The 18,594-nt window shown below is 33.8% G+C and carries 21 protein-coding genes and 2 pseudogenes; 11 read left to right on the forward strand and 12 right to left on the reverse strand.

The window, feature by feature from the left end; translation table 11 throughout:
- Positions 1-14 precede the first annotated feature (14 nt).
- From FH036_RS11045 to FH036_RS11075, 7 genes are all read right to left on the reverse strand, one after another.
- Positions 15-374 (reverse strand): rhodanese-like domain-containing protein, encoded by a 360-nt coding sequence (locus FH036_RS11045; RefSeq protein WP_001092321.1) that lies wholly within the window; start codon positions 372-374, stop codon positions 15-17.
- A gap of 30 nt (positions 375-404) precedes the next feature.
- Positions 405-635, reverse strand: a complete 231-nt coding sequence (locus FH036_RS11050) for a sulfurtransferase TusA family protein (protein ID WP_002035794.1) — start codon at positions 633-635, stop codon at positions 405-407.
- Between the two features lie 39 nt (positions 636-674).
- Entirely contained in the window at positions 675-1,805 is a 1,131-nt protein-coding gene (locus tag FH036_RS11055; RefSeq protein WP_139895757.1) for an MBL fold metallo-hydrolase, read from the reverse strand.
- 38 nt (positions 1,806-1,843) lie between these two features.
- A complete protein-coding gene (locus FH036_RS11060) occupies positions 1,844-2,404 on the reverse strand; it encodes a sulfurtransferase TusA family protein (RefSeq protein WP_000023967.1) in 561 nt (186 codons plus the stop codon).
- 88 nt (positions 2,405-2,492) lie between these two features.
- Entirely contained in the window at positions 2,493-2,756 is a 264-nt protein-coding gene (locus FH036_RS11065; protein ID WP_000456204.1) for a metal-sensitive transcriptional regulator, read from the reverse strand.
- Positions 2,757-2,936: 180 nt separating this feature from the next.
- Positions 2,937-4,294 (reverse strand): IS3 family transposase gene (locus tag FH036_RS11070; RefSeq protein ID WP_139895758.1). Its coding sequence is split into 2 segments (ribosomal slippage): positions 2,937-3,838 and positions 3,838-4,294, totalling 1,359 coding nucleotides; the frame shifts between segments, so codons are not numbered across the junction.
- Between the two features lie 89 nt (positions 4,295-4,383).
- Positions 4,384-4,968 (reverse strand): DUF3238 domain-containing protein, encoded by a 585-nt coding sequence (locus tag FH036_RS11075; RefSeq protein WP_139895759.1) that lies wholly within the window; start codon positions 4,966-4,968, stop codon positions 4,384-4,386.
- A 145-nt stretch (positions 4,969-5,113) separates the two neighbouring features.
- Between FH036_RS11075 and FH036_RS11080 the strand changes: the two genes are divergently transcribed.
- Positions 5,114-5,584, forward strand: coding sequence for a MarR family winged helix-turn-helix transcriptional regulator (locus FH036_RS11080; RefSeq protein ID WP_000372886.1), 471 nt, complete (start codon positions 5,114-5,116; stop codon positions 5,582-5,584).
- Between the two features lie 62 nt (positions 5,585-5,646).
- Here the strand turns inward: FH036_RS11080 and FH036_RS11085 are convergent, their stop codons facing one another.
- The 3 genes and pseudogenes from FH036_RS11085 to FH036_RS11095 form a co-directional block, all read right to left on the reverse strand.
- Positions 5,647-6,033, reverse strand: a complete 387-nt coding sequence (locus FH036_RS11085) for a DUF2606 family protein (RefSeq protein WP_000478590.1) — start codon at positions 6,031-6,033, stop codon at positions 5,647-5,649.
- Positions 6,034-6,073: 40 nt separating this feature from the next.
- Positions 6,074-6,397, reverse strand: a pseudogene (locus tag FH036_RS11090) (trypsin-like serine peptidase); the annotation flags it as partial.
- A gap of 145 nt (positions 6,398-6,542) precedes the next feature.
- Positions 6,543-6,769 (reverse strand): annotated as a pseudogene (locus tag FH036_RS11095) (SpoVR family protein); the annotation flags it as partial.
- A 178-nt stretch (positions 6,770-6,947) separates the two neighbouring features.
- Between FH036_RS11095 and FH036_RS11100 the strand changes: the two are divergent.
- Together FH036_RS11100 and FH036_RS11105 are read left to right on the forward strand one after the other, a co-directional pair.
- On the forward strand, positions 6,948-7,475 hold the full coding sequence (locus FH036_RS11100) for a TcaA NTF2-like domain-containing protein (protein WP_001070031.1): 528 nt from the start codon (positions 6,948-6,950) through the stop codon (positions 7,473-7,475).
- Positions 7,476-8,194: 719 nt separating this feature from the next.
- The gene (locus FH036_RS11105) at positions 8,195-9,793 is read left to right on the forward strand and encodes a restriction endonuclease (RefSeq protein ID WP_138322457.1); all 1,599 of its coding nucleotides are present in this window, start codon (positions 8,195-8,197) and stop codon (positions 9,791-9,793) included.
- A gap of 76 nt (positions 9,794-9,869) precedes the next feature.
- Here FH036_RS11105 and spoVR read toward each other — a convergent pair whose 3' ends face one another.
- Both spoVR and FH036_RS11115 read right to left on the reverse strand, forming a co-directional pair.
- Positions 9,870-11,288, reverse strand: a complete 1,419-nt coding sequence (gene spoVR, locus FH036_RS11110) for a stage V sporulation protein SpoVR (protein WP_001202710.1) — start codon at positions 11,286-11,288, stop codon at positions 9,870-9,872.
- Between the two features lie 114 nt (positions 11,289-11,402).
- On the reverse strand, positions 11,403-11,963 hold the full coding sequence (locus FH036_RS11115; protein ID WP_000214808.1) for a nitroreductase family protein: 561 nt from the start codon (positions 11,961-11,963) through the stop codon (positions 11,403-11,405).
- Positions 11,964-12,195: 232 nt separating this feature from the next.
- Between FH036_RS11115 and FH036_RS11120 the strand changes: the two genes are divergently transcribed.
- The 8 genes from FH036_RS11120 (at position 12,196) to FH036_RS11155 (ending at position 18,577) form a co-directional block, all read left to right on the forward strand.
- Entirely contained in the window at positions 12,196-12,792 is a 597-nt protein-coding gene (locus tag FH036_RS11120) for a hypothetical protein (protein ID WP_000277029.1), read from the forward strand.
- Between the two features lie 124 nt (positions 12,793-12,916).
- Positions 12,917-14,434 carry a spore germination protein gene (locus tag FH036_RS11125; protein WP_000467475.1) on the forward strand — a complete coding sequence of 506 codons (1,518 nt, stop codon included), beginning with the start codon at positions 12,917-12,919 and terminating at the stop codon, positions 14,432-14,434.
- Positions 14,431-15,513 carry a Ger(x)C family spore germination protein gene (locus FH036_RS11130; RefSeq protein ID WP_139895760.1) on the forward strand — a complete coding sequence of 361 codons (1,083 nt, stop codon included), beginning with the start codon at positions 14,431-14,433 and terminating at the stop codon, positions 15,511-15,513. Before FH036_RS11125 ends, FH036_RS11130 begins: the two co-directional genes overlap by 4 nt.
- A gap of 16 nt (positions 15,514-15,529) precedes the next feature.
- The gene (locus FH036_RS11135) at positions 15,530-16,639 is read left to right on the forward strand and encodes a GerAB/ArcD/ProY family transporter (RefSeq protein WP_139895761.1); all 1,110 of its coding nucleotides are present in this window, start codon (positions 15,530-15,532) and stop codon (positions 16,637-16,639) included.
- 45 nt (positions 16,640-16,684) lie between these two features.
- Positions 16,685-17,194, forward strand: a complete 510-nt coding sequence (locus FH036_RS11140; RefSeq protein ID WP_000761019.1) for a PCYCGC domain-containing protein — start codon at positions 16,685-16,687, stop codon at positions 17,192-17,194.
- 117 nt (positions 17,195-17,311) lie between these two features.
- Positions 17,312-17,560, forward strand: coding sequence for a YhdB family protein (locus FH036_RS11145; protein ID WP_001195458.1), 249 nt, complete (start codon positions 17,312-17,314; stop codon positions 17,558-17,560).
- Between the two features lie 165 nt (positions 17,561-17,725).
- A complete protein-coding gene (locus FH036_RS11150; RefSeq protein ID WP_000532254.1) occupies positions 17,726-18,145 on the forward strand; it encodes a disulfide formation protein C in 420 nt (139 codons plus the stop codon).
- 12 nt (positions 18,146-18,157) lie between these two features.
- On the forward strand, positions 18,158-18,577 hold the full coding sequence (locus FH036_RS11155; protein ID WP_000721874.1) for a thioredoxin family protein: 420 nt from the start codon (positions 18,158-18,160) through the stop codon (positions 18,575-18,577).
- The last annotated feature ends 17 nt before the right edge of the window (positions 18,578-18,594 follow it).

The following is an 18,594-nucleotide window of genomic DNA, read 5'->3' on the forward strand; positions in this document are numbered from 1 at the left end:
TTTACATTTCCTCCTCACAAACCATTCATTCCGCCTGAAACATTGATAACGTGCTGAAATCCTAATTTTTTTAACATTTTCGCTGCTTGTTTACTTCTCATTCCACTCTGACAAATAACGATTACTTCCCTATTCTTATCTAATTGATTTGTCTTACTCGCTAAGTCATTTAGCGGGATATTTTGAAATCCTTTCATATGATTTCCTCTATATTCACCTACTGTACGAACATCGATAAAGTACTTTCCCTGTTTTCCTACTATACTTTTTAATTCTTTTCCGTTTATATTTTGAACACCTTTCACAGGTAAAAAGCGTGAAATAACAAACCATGCAGCAAGTACAATGAAAAGCGTACTTAATATTGTGTTCATATAATCAACCTCTCTACATTTATAAAAATACTATGCCTTCTTAATCCAAAACTTCAGCACATCGCCTTCCTCTTCATGCTTTACGATGTCATGGCCACTTTTATTTGCCCAAGCTGGAATATCCTTAACTGACCCTTTATCAGTTACCTGTACTTCTAACACTTCTCCAGTTTGCAAAGTATCCATCGCTCTCTTCGTTCTTACAATCGGCATTGGACATGCTAAATCTTTTGCATCTAATACTTGTTTTACATTCATCATCTATTCCTCCATTTTTCATTCATTCGTTTATTTATTTATTTATTTGTGAACTGCACAACGATTTGGACCAATCTCCATTTCACGCTCTTCATCCAAACTCGGGTGAATTTTACCCATATTCGTTTGACGGATTTCTTCATATGCATTCGGTTGAGGTGGTAAATTCTCTGTTACAACTTTACGGAACTCTCCCTCATCCTCAATATTTAAACCTGCATTATGCTCAAATAAATCTTTTAATTTTGCACTAACAATACCACTTTCGTCCATTTCACTTATTTTTGAATAATGAGCCGGTAACACAATTAAACTTTGAGATAGTTCTTTATATCGGCTATACAAAGTATTACGTAAATCACTTACCCAATCTTCAGCTTTCCCAGCAAGATCTGGACGCCCGATGGAATCTACAAATAAAATATCGCCTGATAATAAATAGGAATCATCTACAATAAATGACGTACTTCCAATCGTATGCCCTGGTGAGTATAATGCGTCAATTTCAATTTTAGTACCCCCCACCGTAATAACAGATCCTTCAACAAGCGGTTCGTATGAGAAAACAACTTCCTCCGCATCTTTTGGCGATAACCAATACGTACCACCTACTTGTTCCGCTAACTTACGTCCTCCAGAAATATGGTCTGCATGTAAATGTGTATCCATTACATTCGTAATCGTAACAGCATGCTCTTTCGCAAATTCTTCATACGCTTCAACTGTTCTTACTGCATCAATAACTGCTGCTTCACCGTTTGAAACGACCATATAAGATAAACAGCCTTTTCCAAGACGGTTAAACTGATACATACTTCCGCCATTTTTTAAATCTCCAACTTTTACAGGCTTTACATATTCACTCCATGCCTTCATACCACCAGCTAAATAATAAATATTTTCTAATCCAGCCTCTGTTAATTGCTCTGCCACAAATATAGAAGACCCTTCTTTTGCGCATACTACTAAAACATCTTTATCTTTAGGTAATTCACTTACAATATGATCTACACCATCTAACAAATCAAAATACGGTTTATTTATAGATGAGATTTGTTTCCCTTCAATTTTCCAATCTTCATAATCCGTCTCATTACGAACATCTAAAATAAACAACTCTCCGAATAAAACTTTCTCTGCAACATCTTTTGCTTGTAACGGTTTAACATTCATTTAATTACCCCCATAGGTATATTTTTATTTAAAAAATTTTAATTCTTTATATTCCCTTGCCACTCTAACATGCCTGGAATGACATTCTTCACATTTACATAACCTTTCTCTTTCAACATATGGCAAGCTACATCACTACGGTTACCCGTTCGGCAAACAACATAAATTTGCTTCGTCTGATCTAAAGCTGCACTGTCTAACTCTCCTAACGGCACGGAAACAGCCGATGGAATATGACCAAAAGCGAATTCCGCCGCTTCTCGAACATCTAATACAATACACTCTTCATCACTTAATAATATCTCTTCCAACTCTTCATTCGTAATTGTATGAGGATACTTTGCTACTTCATTCACTTCATGCTCATGCGCTTTCCTAACGTAATGCATCAAAACATCGCCCTCTTGTTTCGTCCCGATATATTGATGCCCTACTTTATTCGCCCAGCTTTGTATGTCTACTGTAGACCCTTTATCTGTTGCCTTAATTTCAATCACTTGTCCTGATGCCAATCCTTCTATCGCCTTCTTCGTTTTCACAATCGGCATCGGACAAGCCAAACCTTTACAATCTAAACTCATATCCACTTTTATACTCATAGTCGATTCCTCCACAATTTATATACATATACCTGTAGGGGTATATTAAAATGTTTTTGAAAATCTGTCAACTCTTACGTTTGACAGATTATCGGCTTTTTACAAGTAATTGAACAGCTTCTTTAATTAACTCTTCATTTGAACCGTTACCTTTTTCAAACTGCTCACGTAAACATTGCTCTAGATTTGTTCCAACAACAAGTCCAATTGTACGATCAAGTGCAGAACGAGATGCCGTTAACTGTGTAATAACCTCTCGGCAATCTTTTCCTTCTTCCATCATACGAAGCACACCACGAACTTGGCCTTCAATACGTTTTAATCTATTTTTCATATCTTGATTGTATTCCACTATAGACCACCTCCGTAATTATAACTATATTATACATTACTTTGTAACTTTGTATAATATCATATACCCTTAAGGGTATATTGTAAAGCGTTTTGTTTTTTGGACATTTCTAACGGATAGTAAAAATGCAAAAGCCACTGATTGTGAAGTGACCCCTAAAAGTTAGACACGGTTATTTCATTAGGCAGCTTGATAAAAGTGAGTCCGGTATTGTACCGGGCTCATTTTTAATTTTGCCTTAATCCGTTTCGTATTATAATAATCTATATATTTTTCTAATTCTATTTTGAAATGCTCTACACTTTCAAATTCTTTTATGTAGAGAAATTCAGACTTCATGATGCCAAAGAAATTCTCCATTACTGCGTTGTCGTAACAGTTGCCTTTACGAGACATACTTTGTACGATACCTCTTTCTTGTAATGCGTGACGGTACTGTTTCATTTGATAATGCCAACCTTGATCTGAATGCATCAATAATTGGTGACTTTCAGGTAAACGTTCTAATGCTGTCTCTAACATTTCTGAAACAAGTGAATAAGTCGGTCTAGAGCCAATTGTATAGGTAATAATTTCACCATTATACAAGTCTAATACAGGTGATAAATAAAGTTTCTCACCAAATAATTTAAATTCCGTAATATCGGTTACCCATTTTTCATTTGGCGCATATGCAGTAAAATTACGTTCTAAAATATGGGGTGCAATTTTACCAACTGTTCCTTTATAAGATTTATATTTTTTCATACGTATAAGGCATTTTAAACCTAACTCTTTCATAATCCGTTGCACTTTTTTATGATTCACTATTCGATTACGGTTAACTAATTCATCACGAATACGGCGATATCCATAACGACCTTCGTGTTCATCATAAATCGCTTTAATTTCTACTTTTAAATCCGCATCTGGATCGATTCTATCCATTTGTTTTACATAAAAGTAATATGTGCTTCGAGGGATACCCGCTAACCTTACTAATTCTTTCACTTGAAACTCATGCCTTAATTCATAGACTACTTGTGCCTTGTCTTGTTTCGTGATTTTTCCTTGTTTTGAACTAAGGCATTCAACTTTTTTAAATACGCATTTTCCATACGTAAGCGTTCTAATTCAGCTTGTAACGCTTCAACTGAACCTTCTACCGGAATCTTTTTCGTATCCTGTTTTGTGTTTTTATTTTTCATGGATGGACGCCCATTTTTCTTTGGTTCAAGGGCATCTAAACCACCTACTTCAAATTGCTTCTTCCATTGATAAAACGTTGAAAAAGAAGGAATCATGAATGTAGCTGCCGTATCCATTAACGACATACCCGATTGAGCCATAAAATTTAGTACGTTTAGTTTAAACTCTACGGTGTAATTTGTATAGACCTCGTGTAAACCTTCTTCTCCATGAAGTTCGTATAAGCGCAACCAGTATTGAAATTGTGCCTTTGTAATATGCATCTGTTTTGCATATTCTGCTTGAGAACTTGTTTTTGGATTAAATCCTTGAACAAGCGTTAACTTTGAATCCTTCGTAAATTTTGTCATAAAAAAACTGCACCTCCAATTGTTAGACTGTGTCTAACAATTGGGGTGCAGTTCATTTTATGTTGGCTACTTCCTTCATAAAAATGGTGCTATATTTTCCTTTTAAAGTTATATTCCATTTCTCCAGCTAGTGCTGCTGGGGTATCATTCGTTTCTCTGAAATCATGTGTATATATTTTTTCAAATGAACCAAAATCTATTTGTTTATAAAATTCATAGCAAGGGAAACCATCATGTAAACCTTCAATATGCACAATGCCACTTGTATTAACTCTTATAACCAAAAAATAATCTGCTGCAGGTGCCGCCGCATTTAACGGATTACTTGCACTTGCTCTCATTTCAAATGAAACTTCATCTTCACTCCATACAATATTTGTACATGCGATGTTTTCTGTACTTGTTTCTCCCTTTTGATATTCAATTGAGCCGTCTGGATTTGTAATTTTTACAGTAACGATGCAAGCATCTGCATATGTGAAAATTTCTCTTTTATAAAAATCAACAATCACTTCTTGTTCTAATCTTGAACGCTTTGAATTTACAGCGTACGGTGTAAATTCACGTGCATCTCCGGCGTATTCAAAAATTCTTCCTGTTGCAGCGTCCTTAATAGGCTTCAGCAACGCATACGGTGCAAATACACTCCCTCTAATTTTTACGATATTAACCATGTGAAACCTCCATTGATTGTATATTATATAAATCATTATTTGTTCTACAACATAATATAGTCAATTTGATTGACTATATTATGCATAGTACAATAAGTATCATGTATAGTCAACTTAATTGACTACAGATACGGAGGTTATATACATGGATCAAACATTTAACGAGTTCGATCTTACATCGCTTTTATCATTATCATTTAGCACATTAATTACTGAACTACATGACAAATTAAATGAATTGGGATTTGAAGATATTAGGCCAGCACATGGTTTTATGTTCAAACGCATTCTACCTAATGGAGCAACGGGTATAGAACTAGCTGAATATTTAGGGGTTTCAAAACAAGCTGTAAGTAAAATGGTGGATTCTCTTGAGAAGAGTGGCTACGTTACACGCAAAACACATCCTACTGATAAAAGAGGGAAAATCATTGTTTTAACCGAACGTGGTTTGTCAGTATTGAAGGCAAAAGAAAAAATAGTAGCTGAAATAGAGCAACGATGGATTGAAAACATAGGTGCTGAACGAATGCAAATGCTAAAAGAAGATTTAACAACATTCGTTACTAAAGAAAATACAGAGAAATTATCATCAAATATACGTCCTGTTTGGTAACTAAAAACTCCATAAAAAAACGAATCCATTTTGAGTATTCTTTTTCAAAATGGATTCGTTTTCTACAATAATATATTTATTACTCTCGTTTCATCTCTATCGTTAACCCTAACTATTTGCGTCTCACCATTTGGCAAAAATATGATATAATTTCCCTTCCTCACATTCCTCCAAATAACTTTTCCTTCTTCATCCGTTCTCCCTATTGAAATCCCAATTTCTTTACTCGGCTCAGGTGATTCGTCTTTCATAAGTATAATTTCAAAACCTTTTATTGGCTGTTTTTCTTTATTTTTCACGTGAAAAGTTACATAATTAACAACCTTACTAAACTTCTTTTCATTATTTGCTATAGAACTAGACATTATGATAATGACCAATATACAACATAAAATCCATATAAGGTTATTATATTTATTCAGACCATTTTTTAAGATTATTAAAAACATCGTCTGTCACCCGGTTTCCAGAATTCCAAGAACTACTTCCTACTGTATGGGTAGCTATTATTGTTACACCCGTACGAGATGGATAATTAAAATTACTGTCTCTTAATAAGTATCCCCAATCTTCCCCACCATGTTTACGCCCTTCAAATGAAGGTGAAACAAGATCTTCTCTCCTTCGATCATTACTATACAAAGATTGTTCTTGAAAAAGTACACGTTCTCCCTCATTGGAAACTGATGTCCACGGTACATCTTCTGCATACACCTTTTGATTCACCAAAAATACTGTACAAAAAAAGATAAAAAGAACACCAAAACTATAAAGAGCCAACCTACATCTTATAGAAATAAAGCTATCCAACATAACTTACCTGCTATACAAATGATAGCGAACAATTGAAGATCCCTTTATAAATTCTAGTTTTTCTTTTTTCAGAAGTCAATGTAATTAATAATGAGTATCATTATTAATTACATTGACTTCACAAAATCAAACAATGAGTCATATTCTTTACTCTGCGTTCAAAAATCTGTCGCATTACAAAATCTTTATTTAAGTAGTTTCTTAAGAAAGATACGTTCCATTCAATTTCGCATACTTCAAAGATTTTGTCTCGACCAGATCCTATTGTTTTATTTCTTCTGTCGGGTTGTTGTAGCGTTCTTCAATATCTTCAAACATTTTAATACCGAGGTAGTATGGATTAATGCTCGTTTTTGATAGCTGAAGAGCACCCAGCCCTCGTATTGATAAGGTGCTTTAATCACCCAAAACTAATTAAAAATTTATAATCTAGATAATATGATATTTTTCACAAAATCTATTGCTTTTATGCCCATCATTTATGTATTATATGGAATGGTAGAAAATTCTTGTTTTAAAATACATTCAATTATCATAAGGGGAATTTAATATGAATCCGTCATCCATCGAATCCACTAGTAATAAAAAAAAGATAGTTGCTTTTATAGCTGGCGTCATCACAACTATTGGAACATGTATAGGAATAATTAGCTATATAGAAACTAAAACGGAAAACAATCAAAAGCAGAAAACCTCTGAAGATATTCAAATCTTTTTAAACAATTATAGCAAACAAAGCTTACTTGCTTTTAATAAAAACACTAGCAGTTACATTGAAGATTTTATTGAAAAAGATGGTCAATATTATACAGGTATGAACAATTATATACACAATGAATTCTCTGAGGGGCACCAGTATCATGTCGTTGAATTTCAACTTTCTGCAAAACCAGAAGAGATTACGAGTTCAGAATACAAAATTACAACCTCTGAAGAATATATTTTTACCACCGGAAAAAGCAAGTATAGAGAAAAGGTAAAAAACAGATTATATAAAATAAAGATACTTGATAATAAGATTCAAATTTCCTCAATGTTAGACAAAGGAGACACGACAGGGCCAAAACCAATTGAATGAAGCCCTATACATTATTCTCTAAATAGAATTTTTACTAAAATAGACTGTAAGCCCTTGGTTCACAGTCTATTTTAATACCTCAATGATTGCATCTAATTTCAAAATCCACCCTCTACTTTCACTTTTTTCTGTGATTAATAAACATATTCATACTTTCTCAAAGTCTACTTCTTGAAATAGCTTCAGCGCTTAAATAGTTGTTATTAAATATTTTAATAATAGTTGAAGTATTATATAGTTTACCAATAATCTTTACATCCTCATTAGTCTGAACATCTAAATCATAATTAGAAAACGTTTGTCTTACTATATCTATTTCTTTATTTCCAACTATCACTTCATCGCTAATTTTCTTTAATTCTTTTCATTAAATCTTGTAAAATACTTATCACATCTTCTTCTATTTCCTGGCTGTACTCTTGAATGAACAGGATCTTTCCGTATTTTTACATAAAATTCTCCCAACCTCCTTTTTTATCCCTATTTTCTAATCCCAACAAGTTCTCGTAAACTATTTTCCTTCTTTCTACTTGTCCTTCTGCATCCTTATCATCTATTAATCCCTAATTTCACACTCATTAGGGATTAATTTGTTATTGAAATCACAAATACTGCATCTAGAACCTTTCAAAATTCATATCTTCCATCTCTTTACTCTAACTTATTGTATAGGTAAAATATAGAAGAAGATAATTTGAACTTGTAAAGGGTGTGTATGCATGGCAAGTCGATACCATTATCAAAAAACTATTAGTAATGACTATTTAGGAAAAAGCAAACTGATTAAAGCTGCATCTCCATGGGAATTGAATCTAAAAATACAAGAACAAGAACAAAAATGGGCACAAGCTGAAGTGAAGCAACGTGAACGAGACAAGATTCAAGATATAAAAATGCAAGCAGAATTTGATACAATTGCTGCCCAAGATATAATCCATGAATATGAAAACCTGTTAAATGCTACCCTCGAAATTGACGACACCTTAGATTGGGAATCTCAAAAGAAATACGACAGTTATCCACCATTTTTCTATGAACCTTTTAATACACAAAAACCTACCTTAGATACTTTTAAACATACATATAAAGTTCCAACCGAAGGAATATTAGAAAAATTCATATCTCCCCTCAAACGTAAAAGAATTCAACTAGAAAATCAGGCAAACAACGCTTATGAACAAGCATTGGAAGAATATAATCAAACTTATGATACATACGAAAAACAGAAAGAAGATGCTCTCAATAAACACCTTCAGCAAAAAGAAACATTTGAATTGGAACAACAACAATACAATGACAATATTACGAACTGGAAAAAGCAATTTGAATTAGGGGAACCTGAAGCAGTTGAGAAGTATGTAAATGTGGTATTAGAAAACTCTCTTTACCCTGATGGGATTGAGAAAGAGTATGATGTACAGTTTCGAAAAGATTTAAATACACTAGTTATATCATATAAACTACCTAATCCAACCTTAATTCCAAATATCACTGAATATAAATATATTGCCACAAGAAAAGAAGTAAAATCAGTCGAAATGAAAAAGAAGGATTTCGAGGAATTTTATGAATCTATAATATTTCAAATAACATTAAGAACAATTCACGAAATTTTTGAAGCTGTATATAACAACGATGTAAATATCGTTGTCTTTAATGGATGGATTAGTTATATAGACGAAGCAACTGGCAATGATTCTACTTCATGTATTATTTCCGTCCAAGCGTCTCGTGAAGAATTTGAACCTATAAAATTAGACAGAATAGACTATAAAAAATGTATTCAAAGTCTAAAAGGATTATTTGCAGGTAAGCTTACAACCTTATCTCCTGTTAAACCTATCATGACTCTACAAACAAATGATAAACGGTTTGTGGAATCCAAAAAGGTTTTAGCTAACCTTACTTCTGCGGACAACTTAGCTACTATGCATTGGGAAGACTTTGAACATCTAGTAAGAGAATTGTTTGAAAGAATGTTTAATGAGGATGGTGCCGAAGTCAAAGTAACACAAGCTAGTCGTGATGGCGGAGTAGATGCTATTGCGTTTGACCCCGATCCAATTAAAGGCGGAAAGTTTATCATCCAAGCAAAACGATATAATATGACGGTTCCTGTATCCGCAGTACGTGATTTGTATGGAACTATGCTTCACGAAGGAGCAACAAAAGGAATTTTAGTAACAACAAGCTCTTTCGGAAAAGACTCTGTCACATTTATAAAAGATAAGCCAATTACACTGATTGATGGTCAAAATCTTTTATACTTGTTTAATAAGTTTGGATATTCGACTCTCAATATAACATTGAATAGATAAAAATAACGGGGGAAGTTCCCCCGTTATTTTTCAAGTTACCTATTTTACTTTAATTAATACTTCCCTTTAGATGGCTTCACACATACTTCCGATGCACCATCTTCCCATCATAAGAAAACACAACACCCTTACTCTCCACAATCGACTCCATATGCACCGTTCTTCCCCATAGCTGATGAAGATATGGCAATACTTTTTCTAAGTATTTTAAATCGAGCTCGATTCCTTCGTAACTATGTTTAATGTACAATTCTCCATTCTTTAAGTAGTCCCCGTCTTCTACTACTAAGTACGGGAAGCCACCATTTGTCCGCATATTTACGAGTTGATCACGCACATGTTCCCACTCTTTATCTATTACCTTATATTCTTTTCCTTGACGCTGGAATAAGTACATATCTTCTCTCATTACGAGATCTTTATTTAAGTAGTTTCTTAAGAACGATACGTCCCATTCGATTTCGCGTACTTCAAAGATTTTGTCTCGACCAGATCCTGGTTTGACGCCGCGTCGTTTCATTTCTTCTGTCGGGTTGTTGTAGCGCTCCTCAATATCTTCAAACATTTTAATACCGAGGTAGTATGGGTTAATACTCGTTTTTGATGGCTGGACGACACCTGCATTTAGTTTCGCAAATTCAATTGCTTCATCCGATGTTAAGTCCATTTCGCGAAGTATGCGTTGATGCCAGAAGGATGCCCAGCCTTCGTTCATGATCTTCGTTTCAAGCTGTGGCCAGAAATATAGCATTTCCTCACGCATCATCGTTAATATGTCTCGCTGCCAATCTTCTAGCTCACGGCTATATTCTTCAATAAAAAGGAGTAAATCTTTCTCTGGTTGCGGTGGAATCTTTTTCTTTTTACGCACGTTGGAGCGTTCCTGTTTTTTATTTCGATTATCTAAATTCCATAGGTCATCGTACTGTGATGCCTTTTTCTTCTCTACTTCTTCCTCTTCTAAATCATCAATACTCCACGCTAGTTTCGGACGCATAAGCGACGGGTCAATATGCTCTTGAATGGCAAGTACGGCATCTAAAAATGTTTCTACCTCTTCTTTTCCGTACTTATGCTCATATGCTTTCACCCGTTCAGCTGTTGCTGACATACTTTCTACCATATCTCGCTTCGTATTTGAAAAACGAATATTATTTTTAAAGAAATCACAGTGCGCTAACACGTGCGCCACAATTAATTTATTTTGAATTAACGAGTTCGTATCTAATAAAAAGGCATAACATGGATCAGAGTTAATAACGAGTTCGTATATTTTACTAAGACCTAAATCGTATTGTAATTTCATTCTGAAAAACTGTTTTCCAAAACTCCAATGTGAAAACCGCGTCGGCATCCCATATGCACCAAATGTATAAATAATTTCCGCTGGACATATTTCATAACGCATCGGATAAAAATCAAGCCCAAATCCAGTCGCAATTTCCGTAATTTCCGCAATCGCATATTGCAGTGCTTTATCATCACTTGCTCTCATTATTTTCCCTCCTTACACTTTCCCTTAAGAAAGTGTATGATGAGGAACAAGCTTTCATGAGGATTGATTGCATAATAAAAAGACACCCTCATAAAAACGAGAATGTCTCATCTATTACCCCTCAATAATCTCCATCTTCTCCGTAATCGGTGTACGAGCTTTTCCTTCTGGAGCTTTATCGAAGTAGCCAAGGTGAAGAATTCCAACGATGCGTTGACCTCTAGTTAAACCGAGTCCTTCTATAAATAATGGATTGTAGTTCAATCCGCCTGATTTCCAAACACAACCTAATCCACGTTCCCAAGCAAGAAGTTGGAAGTTTTGCATAAATGCACATGTTGCAGCGTAATCTTCGTCACGTTGAATTTGACGTGGGTCTTCATTTATATATACAACGATTTGTGCTGGCGTGCTTAAGAAACGATCAGATAAAATTTTACCACGTTTCGCTCTTTCTTCTTCTGTGAAAGAGTTTAATACTGCATCTACCAATTTCTTACGGCCTTCTCCAATGTATAATTTACAATTCCATGGTTCACGGTGTTTATGATTCGGTGCCCATGTTGCGTCGTTTAATAGTTCAATTAATAGCTCTTTGTCTACTGCTTTATCTGTAAATGTACGAACAGAACGTCTTTCTTTAATCACATTTGCGATGGAAGTATATGTAGTCATATTTTTCTCTCCCTTATTTTTATCTATATGTATATGTTTGTTATTGATATTGATTTTCAATTTCGATTATAACCTAGTTTTTTACTATTAATCAATGTTTTATGTTGGAAAACTTGTAAAAACTTCTTTTTCTACTGTGAATAAAAAAACTTAGCTCGTTCACAAGTTTTTCACATTTTATGGAAATGATATGTGTAAAGTTTTCCACATTATCCATCTAGGAGGAGTTTACATGTACAAAAAAATCGTAGTAAGTATGACTATGGCAGCATTATTATGCGGGATAGCTACTTTCCCTGCCTCCGCTGCTACGCCAAAAGAAGTAACATTGCATCATCATAAGCCAATTTCAGAAGAAGAAATGCAATCGTTCGAAAAACTCGGCTATAACAAACATGAAATTTGGAAAGCTGCCCACATTGCAAGAATGAGTAAAAAAGAAATTAAGGACGTTTTAGCTTACTATAAGCAAAATAAATCTTGGGAGAAAACAGCTGAACATTTCGGGGTAGATCCAAGTAAGTTGAAAAAGCATCATATGAATAAAGAAACGAAAAAGGCGCTGCTGCAAGAATTAGCAAATATGCAAAAATCTACACCAGACGGGCTAAAACAAAAAATGAAAGAATATAATATCGGATTACGTCAGCTCACGGTATTAACAATCATCTCTCAAAAAAGTAATACTCCCCTTGATGATGTGCTAAAAATGAAAAAAGACGGAATGGATATGAAACAAATTGCTGAAAAATTAAATGTAAAGAAAGAAGATATACGAGTAGAAATAATTAAATTAGTAAAGTCGATTAAAGAAAAGAAAACAAATTAATACAACAAAAGGAAGAGTTTTTTAATACTCTTCCTTTTGTTTATGAACTTTCAATTTTCAAGTATAAATTCCCGTCTTTCCCAAAAACTAACACAAGTAAATGATATATGTTAGGGGTGAGAAAATGTTCGGTTTATCATCTAAGAAATCCAAAAAGAATAGTACAAAAACAATTTGTTCTATTCCAGAATTTATAAAAAGCATGAAAGAATCTAGCGATTTTGTCTCCTATAACGTACTTGACGATGACACGTTATGCTTGTTTTATTATAAATCTGTCGTGGAAGCACTTATTATTAAACAATTTATTTTAACTCCTCTAAAAAAGGAATCTGAACAAATCCAAAACATCTCTGATTTATGCAATATTGTCTCTATTGAAGATATTATTACCTCCCCTTCTATTGATGATATTCGTGAGAAATTATTAGGTGGATATATTTTAATACGCTTAAAAAATAATTCGAATCCCGATCAATATGCTTTAATTCGCGCCGAAAGTACTGTTTTAGGAACACGATTATATAACGATACAGAAAATGAATATAGCGTAATCGGGCCTAAAATCGGTTTCGTTGAAAACCTTGATACAAATATACACTTATTACGCCGAAATATTGTAACAGAGCAACTCATTTTTAAAGAAGTTACCGTCGGATCTATGTCAAAAACGAAAGTAGCTGTTGCTTATATAGAAGGCGTTACAAATGAACAATTTATCAACACCGCAATACAACGGCTAGAAGACATTGACTTCGATGTCCCATTTGATGCAACTATGATTGAGCAATTTATTAGTGATAATAGCAATTCACCTTTTCCTGTTCTATTACCTACAGAACGATTAGATCGAGCTGTATTTGCTTTAATTAACGGGGAAGTTTTAATTTTAACAGATGGCTCTCCATATGCTTTATCAGGACCAACAACGTTACTAGATTTTTTCATTTCACCAGAAGATTATTATTTACCGTGGATGATTGGATCGTTCTTTCGTGTTATTCGTTTTTTCGGGGCTATATTTTCTCTTTTTTCCTCCGCTATTTATACAGCGGCTTTAACATATCATTATCAAATGATTCCTGCCGATTTACTAGGTCCTATTATTTTCTCGAGAGCTAACGTACCTTTCCCTCCTATTCTAGAAGCACTCTTTTTAGAAATTACAATTGAATTGCTTCGTGAAGCGGGAGCACGTTTACCGACGAAAGTAGGACAAACAATTGGTATTGTTGGCGGGATTGTAATTGGGCAAGCATCTGTTGAAGCCGCTTTAACAAGTACAATTTTATTAATTGCAGTTGCTTTATCCGCTCTTGCATCTTTCACAACACCGACTGTAAAAATGTCTTCTACTATCCGGTTGTTACGATTTCCGCTTATTCTTTTAGCCGGCGCATTCGGAGGATTAGGCCTTATTGTCGGATTTGTATTTATTTTAGCTCATTTAATTAAATTAAAATCACTTGGATCACCTTATTTATTACCTTTATATCCATTTCGTGGTTTAGGTACAGCAGAAGGTTTTCTTCGATTACCATTTAGTCAAACAGCACAAAGGCCTTCTTTCCTTAGACCAAAATCAAAATGGCGCTATAATCCGAACAAAGTGAAGCAAAAACGTGATGGTGATAATGAATGAAAAAACTTTTCTTGTCCCTTATTATAATCTTTTTTGTTCTACAAACTGGCTGTACACAAACGTATATAGTGGATACACAGCGCATTATTCATATTGCTGGATTTGATATTACAAAAAACAAACAATTCCAAGGGACGATCTTATTCCCAGAATACACGCATGGTGTAAAGTCTAAGCCTGAGACACAATCAACATCTGCTCGTTCACTTGAAACAATCGCTTCACGATTGAATGCTAAATCTCCTCACAATGTTGTTGTAGGTCAAATGCGTGTCGTCTTATTTGGAAAGACTCTAGGAGAACGTGGAATGGGAGAAATTATTACTAACTTACAACGTGATCCAAATATAGGACGTGATGTACAACTAGCAATTGTAGATGGATCAGCTGAAGAGCTTTTAAATTACGGAAAAAAAAATGGTTCTTTATATATTGCTGATTTACTCGAGCAAAATATAAGAAATGAGAACATTCCACAAACTGAATTAAATGTTTTTTTATATAATTACTACTCTTCTGTATGTGATGCCTACGTTCCTTATATAAAAATGGGCGATAATCATTCCGTCGCTGTCAAAGGACTTGCCTTTTTAAAAGGCGATAAAGTCGTCATGTATACGGATAAAAGACATTCTGTTTTAGCAAAACTGCTAATTAATCCTACCAAAAATGGGCGTTACGAAGCAGCGATAACAAAGGATAAACATAAAGGTATGGTTGTTATACAAAACTTAGCTGGGAAAAATAAATATGATATAGATCAAACTGGCGACATACCAAAAGTAAAAATCCATTTAAAATTAAATGGTTTAATTAAAAACTCTCCTAATTGGATTGATTTGAGAAAAGAAACAAATATCAACTATATAAAGAAACAAATTGAACGCAATGTTGAAAAAGACTGTGAAGATTTAATAAAACAATTTCAAAAAAAGGAAATTGATCCTTTAGGCATACGCGATGAAATTAGAAGTCATACGAGAAAATGGAATATAAAACAGATTCGAAATATGTATAAGAACGTCGCCGTAGATATAAATTTAGATCTTAATATTGTACAATCTGGAATCGGGGAATAGTGAGGTGAAATAAGCAATGAATACAATGAATAAATCAAAGACAGTCTCTCCATACTTTGCCTTTATATTATTACATTCGCTTCAAATCGGAATAGGAGTTCTTGGGTATCAACGTGTAATTTTAAAAAACGCTGGTTATGATGCCTGGATTTCTCTTATTATTGCGGGGATTGCAACCCATATTGTGCTGTTTTGTATGTTAAAAATGTTAGAAAAAGATGGAGATTTAATTAGCATTCATACAACAAGTTTTGGAAAATGGTTTGGCTCTATATTTTCTGTCATTTTCACTCTTTATTGCTTATTATTCTGCCTTACTGTTCTTCGTACATATATGGAAGTGATACAAGTTTGGATTTTCCCTACCATTAAGTTATGGAAACTTACCCTTATGTTTTTATTAGTCACTTACTACATTATAAAAGGTGGGTTCCGTTCTGTGACAGGGATATGTTTTTGGGGTATTGTACTTCCTATTTTCGTTGTATTCTTTTTAGTCTATCCAATGAAATACGCTCATTTCCGTAATATTTTACCTATTTTTACACATTCACCTTTTGACATGCTTATATCTGCAAAACAATCTGCATTAGAGTTTCTCGGCTTTGAAACAATCCTTATCTTCTATCCATTTATTGAAAAAGGTAAGTCTTTAAAAAGATGGGCTCATGCAGGAATTTTTTTTAGCACTTTGATTTATGTAGTTTTAGCTATTGTATCTTTTATGTATTATAGTGAAGGACAATTAAATCATACTATTTGGCCTACTTTAACGATGTTAAAAATAATTAAAGTTCCTTTTATTCAACGGTTTGAATATATTATTATTTTTGTTTGGTTTTTAATTATTTTGCCGAACCTTTGTTTAACCATTTGGTCATCATGCCAAACGATGAAGCGTTCATTTCATATTTCATTTAAATTTACATTACCGTTTTTTATTTTCATCGTTTTTACAGCTTCTTTATTTTTTAAAAACCGTGAAAGTATCAATACATTAAATACAGTCCTATCTCAAGCTGGTTTATATATTGTATACGCTTATATCCCGGTTTTATTTCTATTCCATTCGCTAAGATGGCGCTTCAAAAATCAGTCGAAAAAATCTTCACCCGACACACCATAATCTCTGATACAATTTGATTAATACATTTGTAAAGGGGACAAGCGTATGAAGAAATATGTATTTTCTTTACTTGCAGTACTGAGTTTAATTCTTGCTGGATGCGGAGCTACTAGTACAAATGAAAAAAAATCATCTGAATCAAAAGAAGAGCACGACCATGCATCGCATACTCAGCAAGCTGACATTCAAGAGAAAACAAAAGGAGTCGACACACTTCCTACCTTCCTAGACAAGCTTGATCCACAAATGAAAGATATCTACACTGTCGCTGGACAAAATGCAGAGCTATTAGATTGGATTCCATGTTACTGTGGTTGCGGTGAAAGTGTAGGACATAAAAACAATAAAAATTGCTTTATTCGTGAAATTAAAAAAAATGGTGAAGTTGTTTGGGATTCCCATGCAACGACTTGCGTCAATTGCCTAGAAATTGCAGTTGAATCTGCTTCGATGAAACAAAAAGGAAAATCAACGCTTGAAATTCGTAACTATATCGACAATAAATACAAAGAAGGCTATGGAAAACCAACACCTACGCCAATGCCAAAAGCTTAAAAAACGAGGAAACACCTCGTTTTTTTTCATTCACTTTTTTTCTTAACAAATTCTTTCAAGTGTATTTCTCCTTACTTATCACACACTATATATAACTCTCGGTAAGGAGGGTACACAGTGCAAACATATAACGACTATGATAAAGCTCTCTATTACACGTATTGCTGTAATTGGGATAAATTACTCGTTCTCATGGTTCAAACGAACGATCAATTATTTTCTAAGCGTATTGAGCATTTTTTACACGCTTATCAATACAGTAAAGAACTGCCAGAAGTTGATAAACAATTGCAGCTCCTATTTCAATATATTGACCACGCATCCCAAAAGTCACATATAGAAGAAGTAGAGCAAATTCAAATGTAAACTATAGCGCTATTCTCTTCTGGAGAATAGCGCTTTTTTAAAATGTTCATATCAATAAAAGTTTCCCCTTATAAAACTTTTATTGATAAACATATTTTTTCTTTCTTTTCTGTACCACTTCATACTATAATTTAGTATGTAACTATTATAAGAGAGGTATAAAATATGGGACGAGAAAAAAAGCAAGAATATGCTTTATTTACCGCGTGGGGAGCTTCTTTTATTGCTACACTAGGAAGTCTATACTTTTCCGAAATCATGAAATTTGAGCCTTGTGTCCTTTGTTGGTATCAACGTATTTTTATGTATCCATTCGTTTTATGGCTCGGTATCGCTGTAGTAAAAAAAGACTATCGCATCGCAAATTATTCTTTACCAATCGCAAGTATTGGTGCTTGTATTTCTTTATATCACTATGCAATTCAAAAGATCGCAGCATTTTCAGCTGCTGGGGCAGCTTGCGGCCGTGTACCATGTACGGGAGAATACATAAACTGGTTCGGCTTTGTGACAATCCCGTTTTTAGCACTTATCGGCTTTATTACAATCGCTGTTTGTAGCTTTATTGTCATTAAAAACAAATAAGGAGATGAAAGAATGAAAAAAATACTTATATTTGGCGGTATTATTATCGTTTTATTTGCGGCAATGTTTGCTGTAGCACAAATGGAAAAGAAAAACGCATCGACAAATGAAAAAGATTACTACTCAAATAAAATTTCTCTTGAGGATCTCAATAAAAATATAGAAGATAAAAAAGCACAAACGATTTACTTTTATCAAACGTCTTGTGTTCATTGTCAAAAGGTCTCTCCTACTGTTGTACCTTTAGCAAAAGATTTAAATGTTGATATGAAAGTAATTGATATTGAAAATTTAAACGAGCCTTGGGATAAATACAATATCCAAGGAACACCAACAATTATTCATTTTAAAGATGGTAAAGAAGTAAGCCGTATTAGCGGCGAACAATCAAAAGAAAAGTTCAAAGAATGGTTTGAACAAACGAAAAAATAACGAGAAAAGGAAACTCC

This window comes from Bacillus sp. CD3-5, assembly GCF_006349665.1.
Classification (GTDB): Bacteria; Bacillota; Bacilli; order Bacillales; family Bacillaceae_G; genus Bacillus_A; species Bacillus_A paranthracis.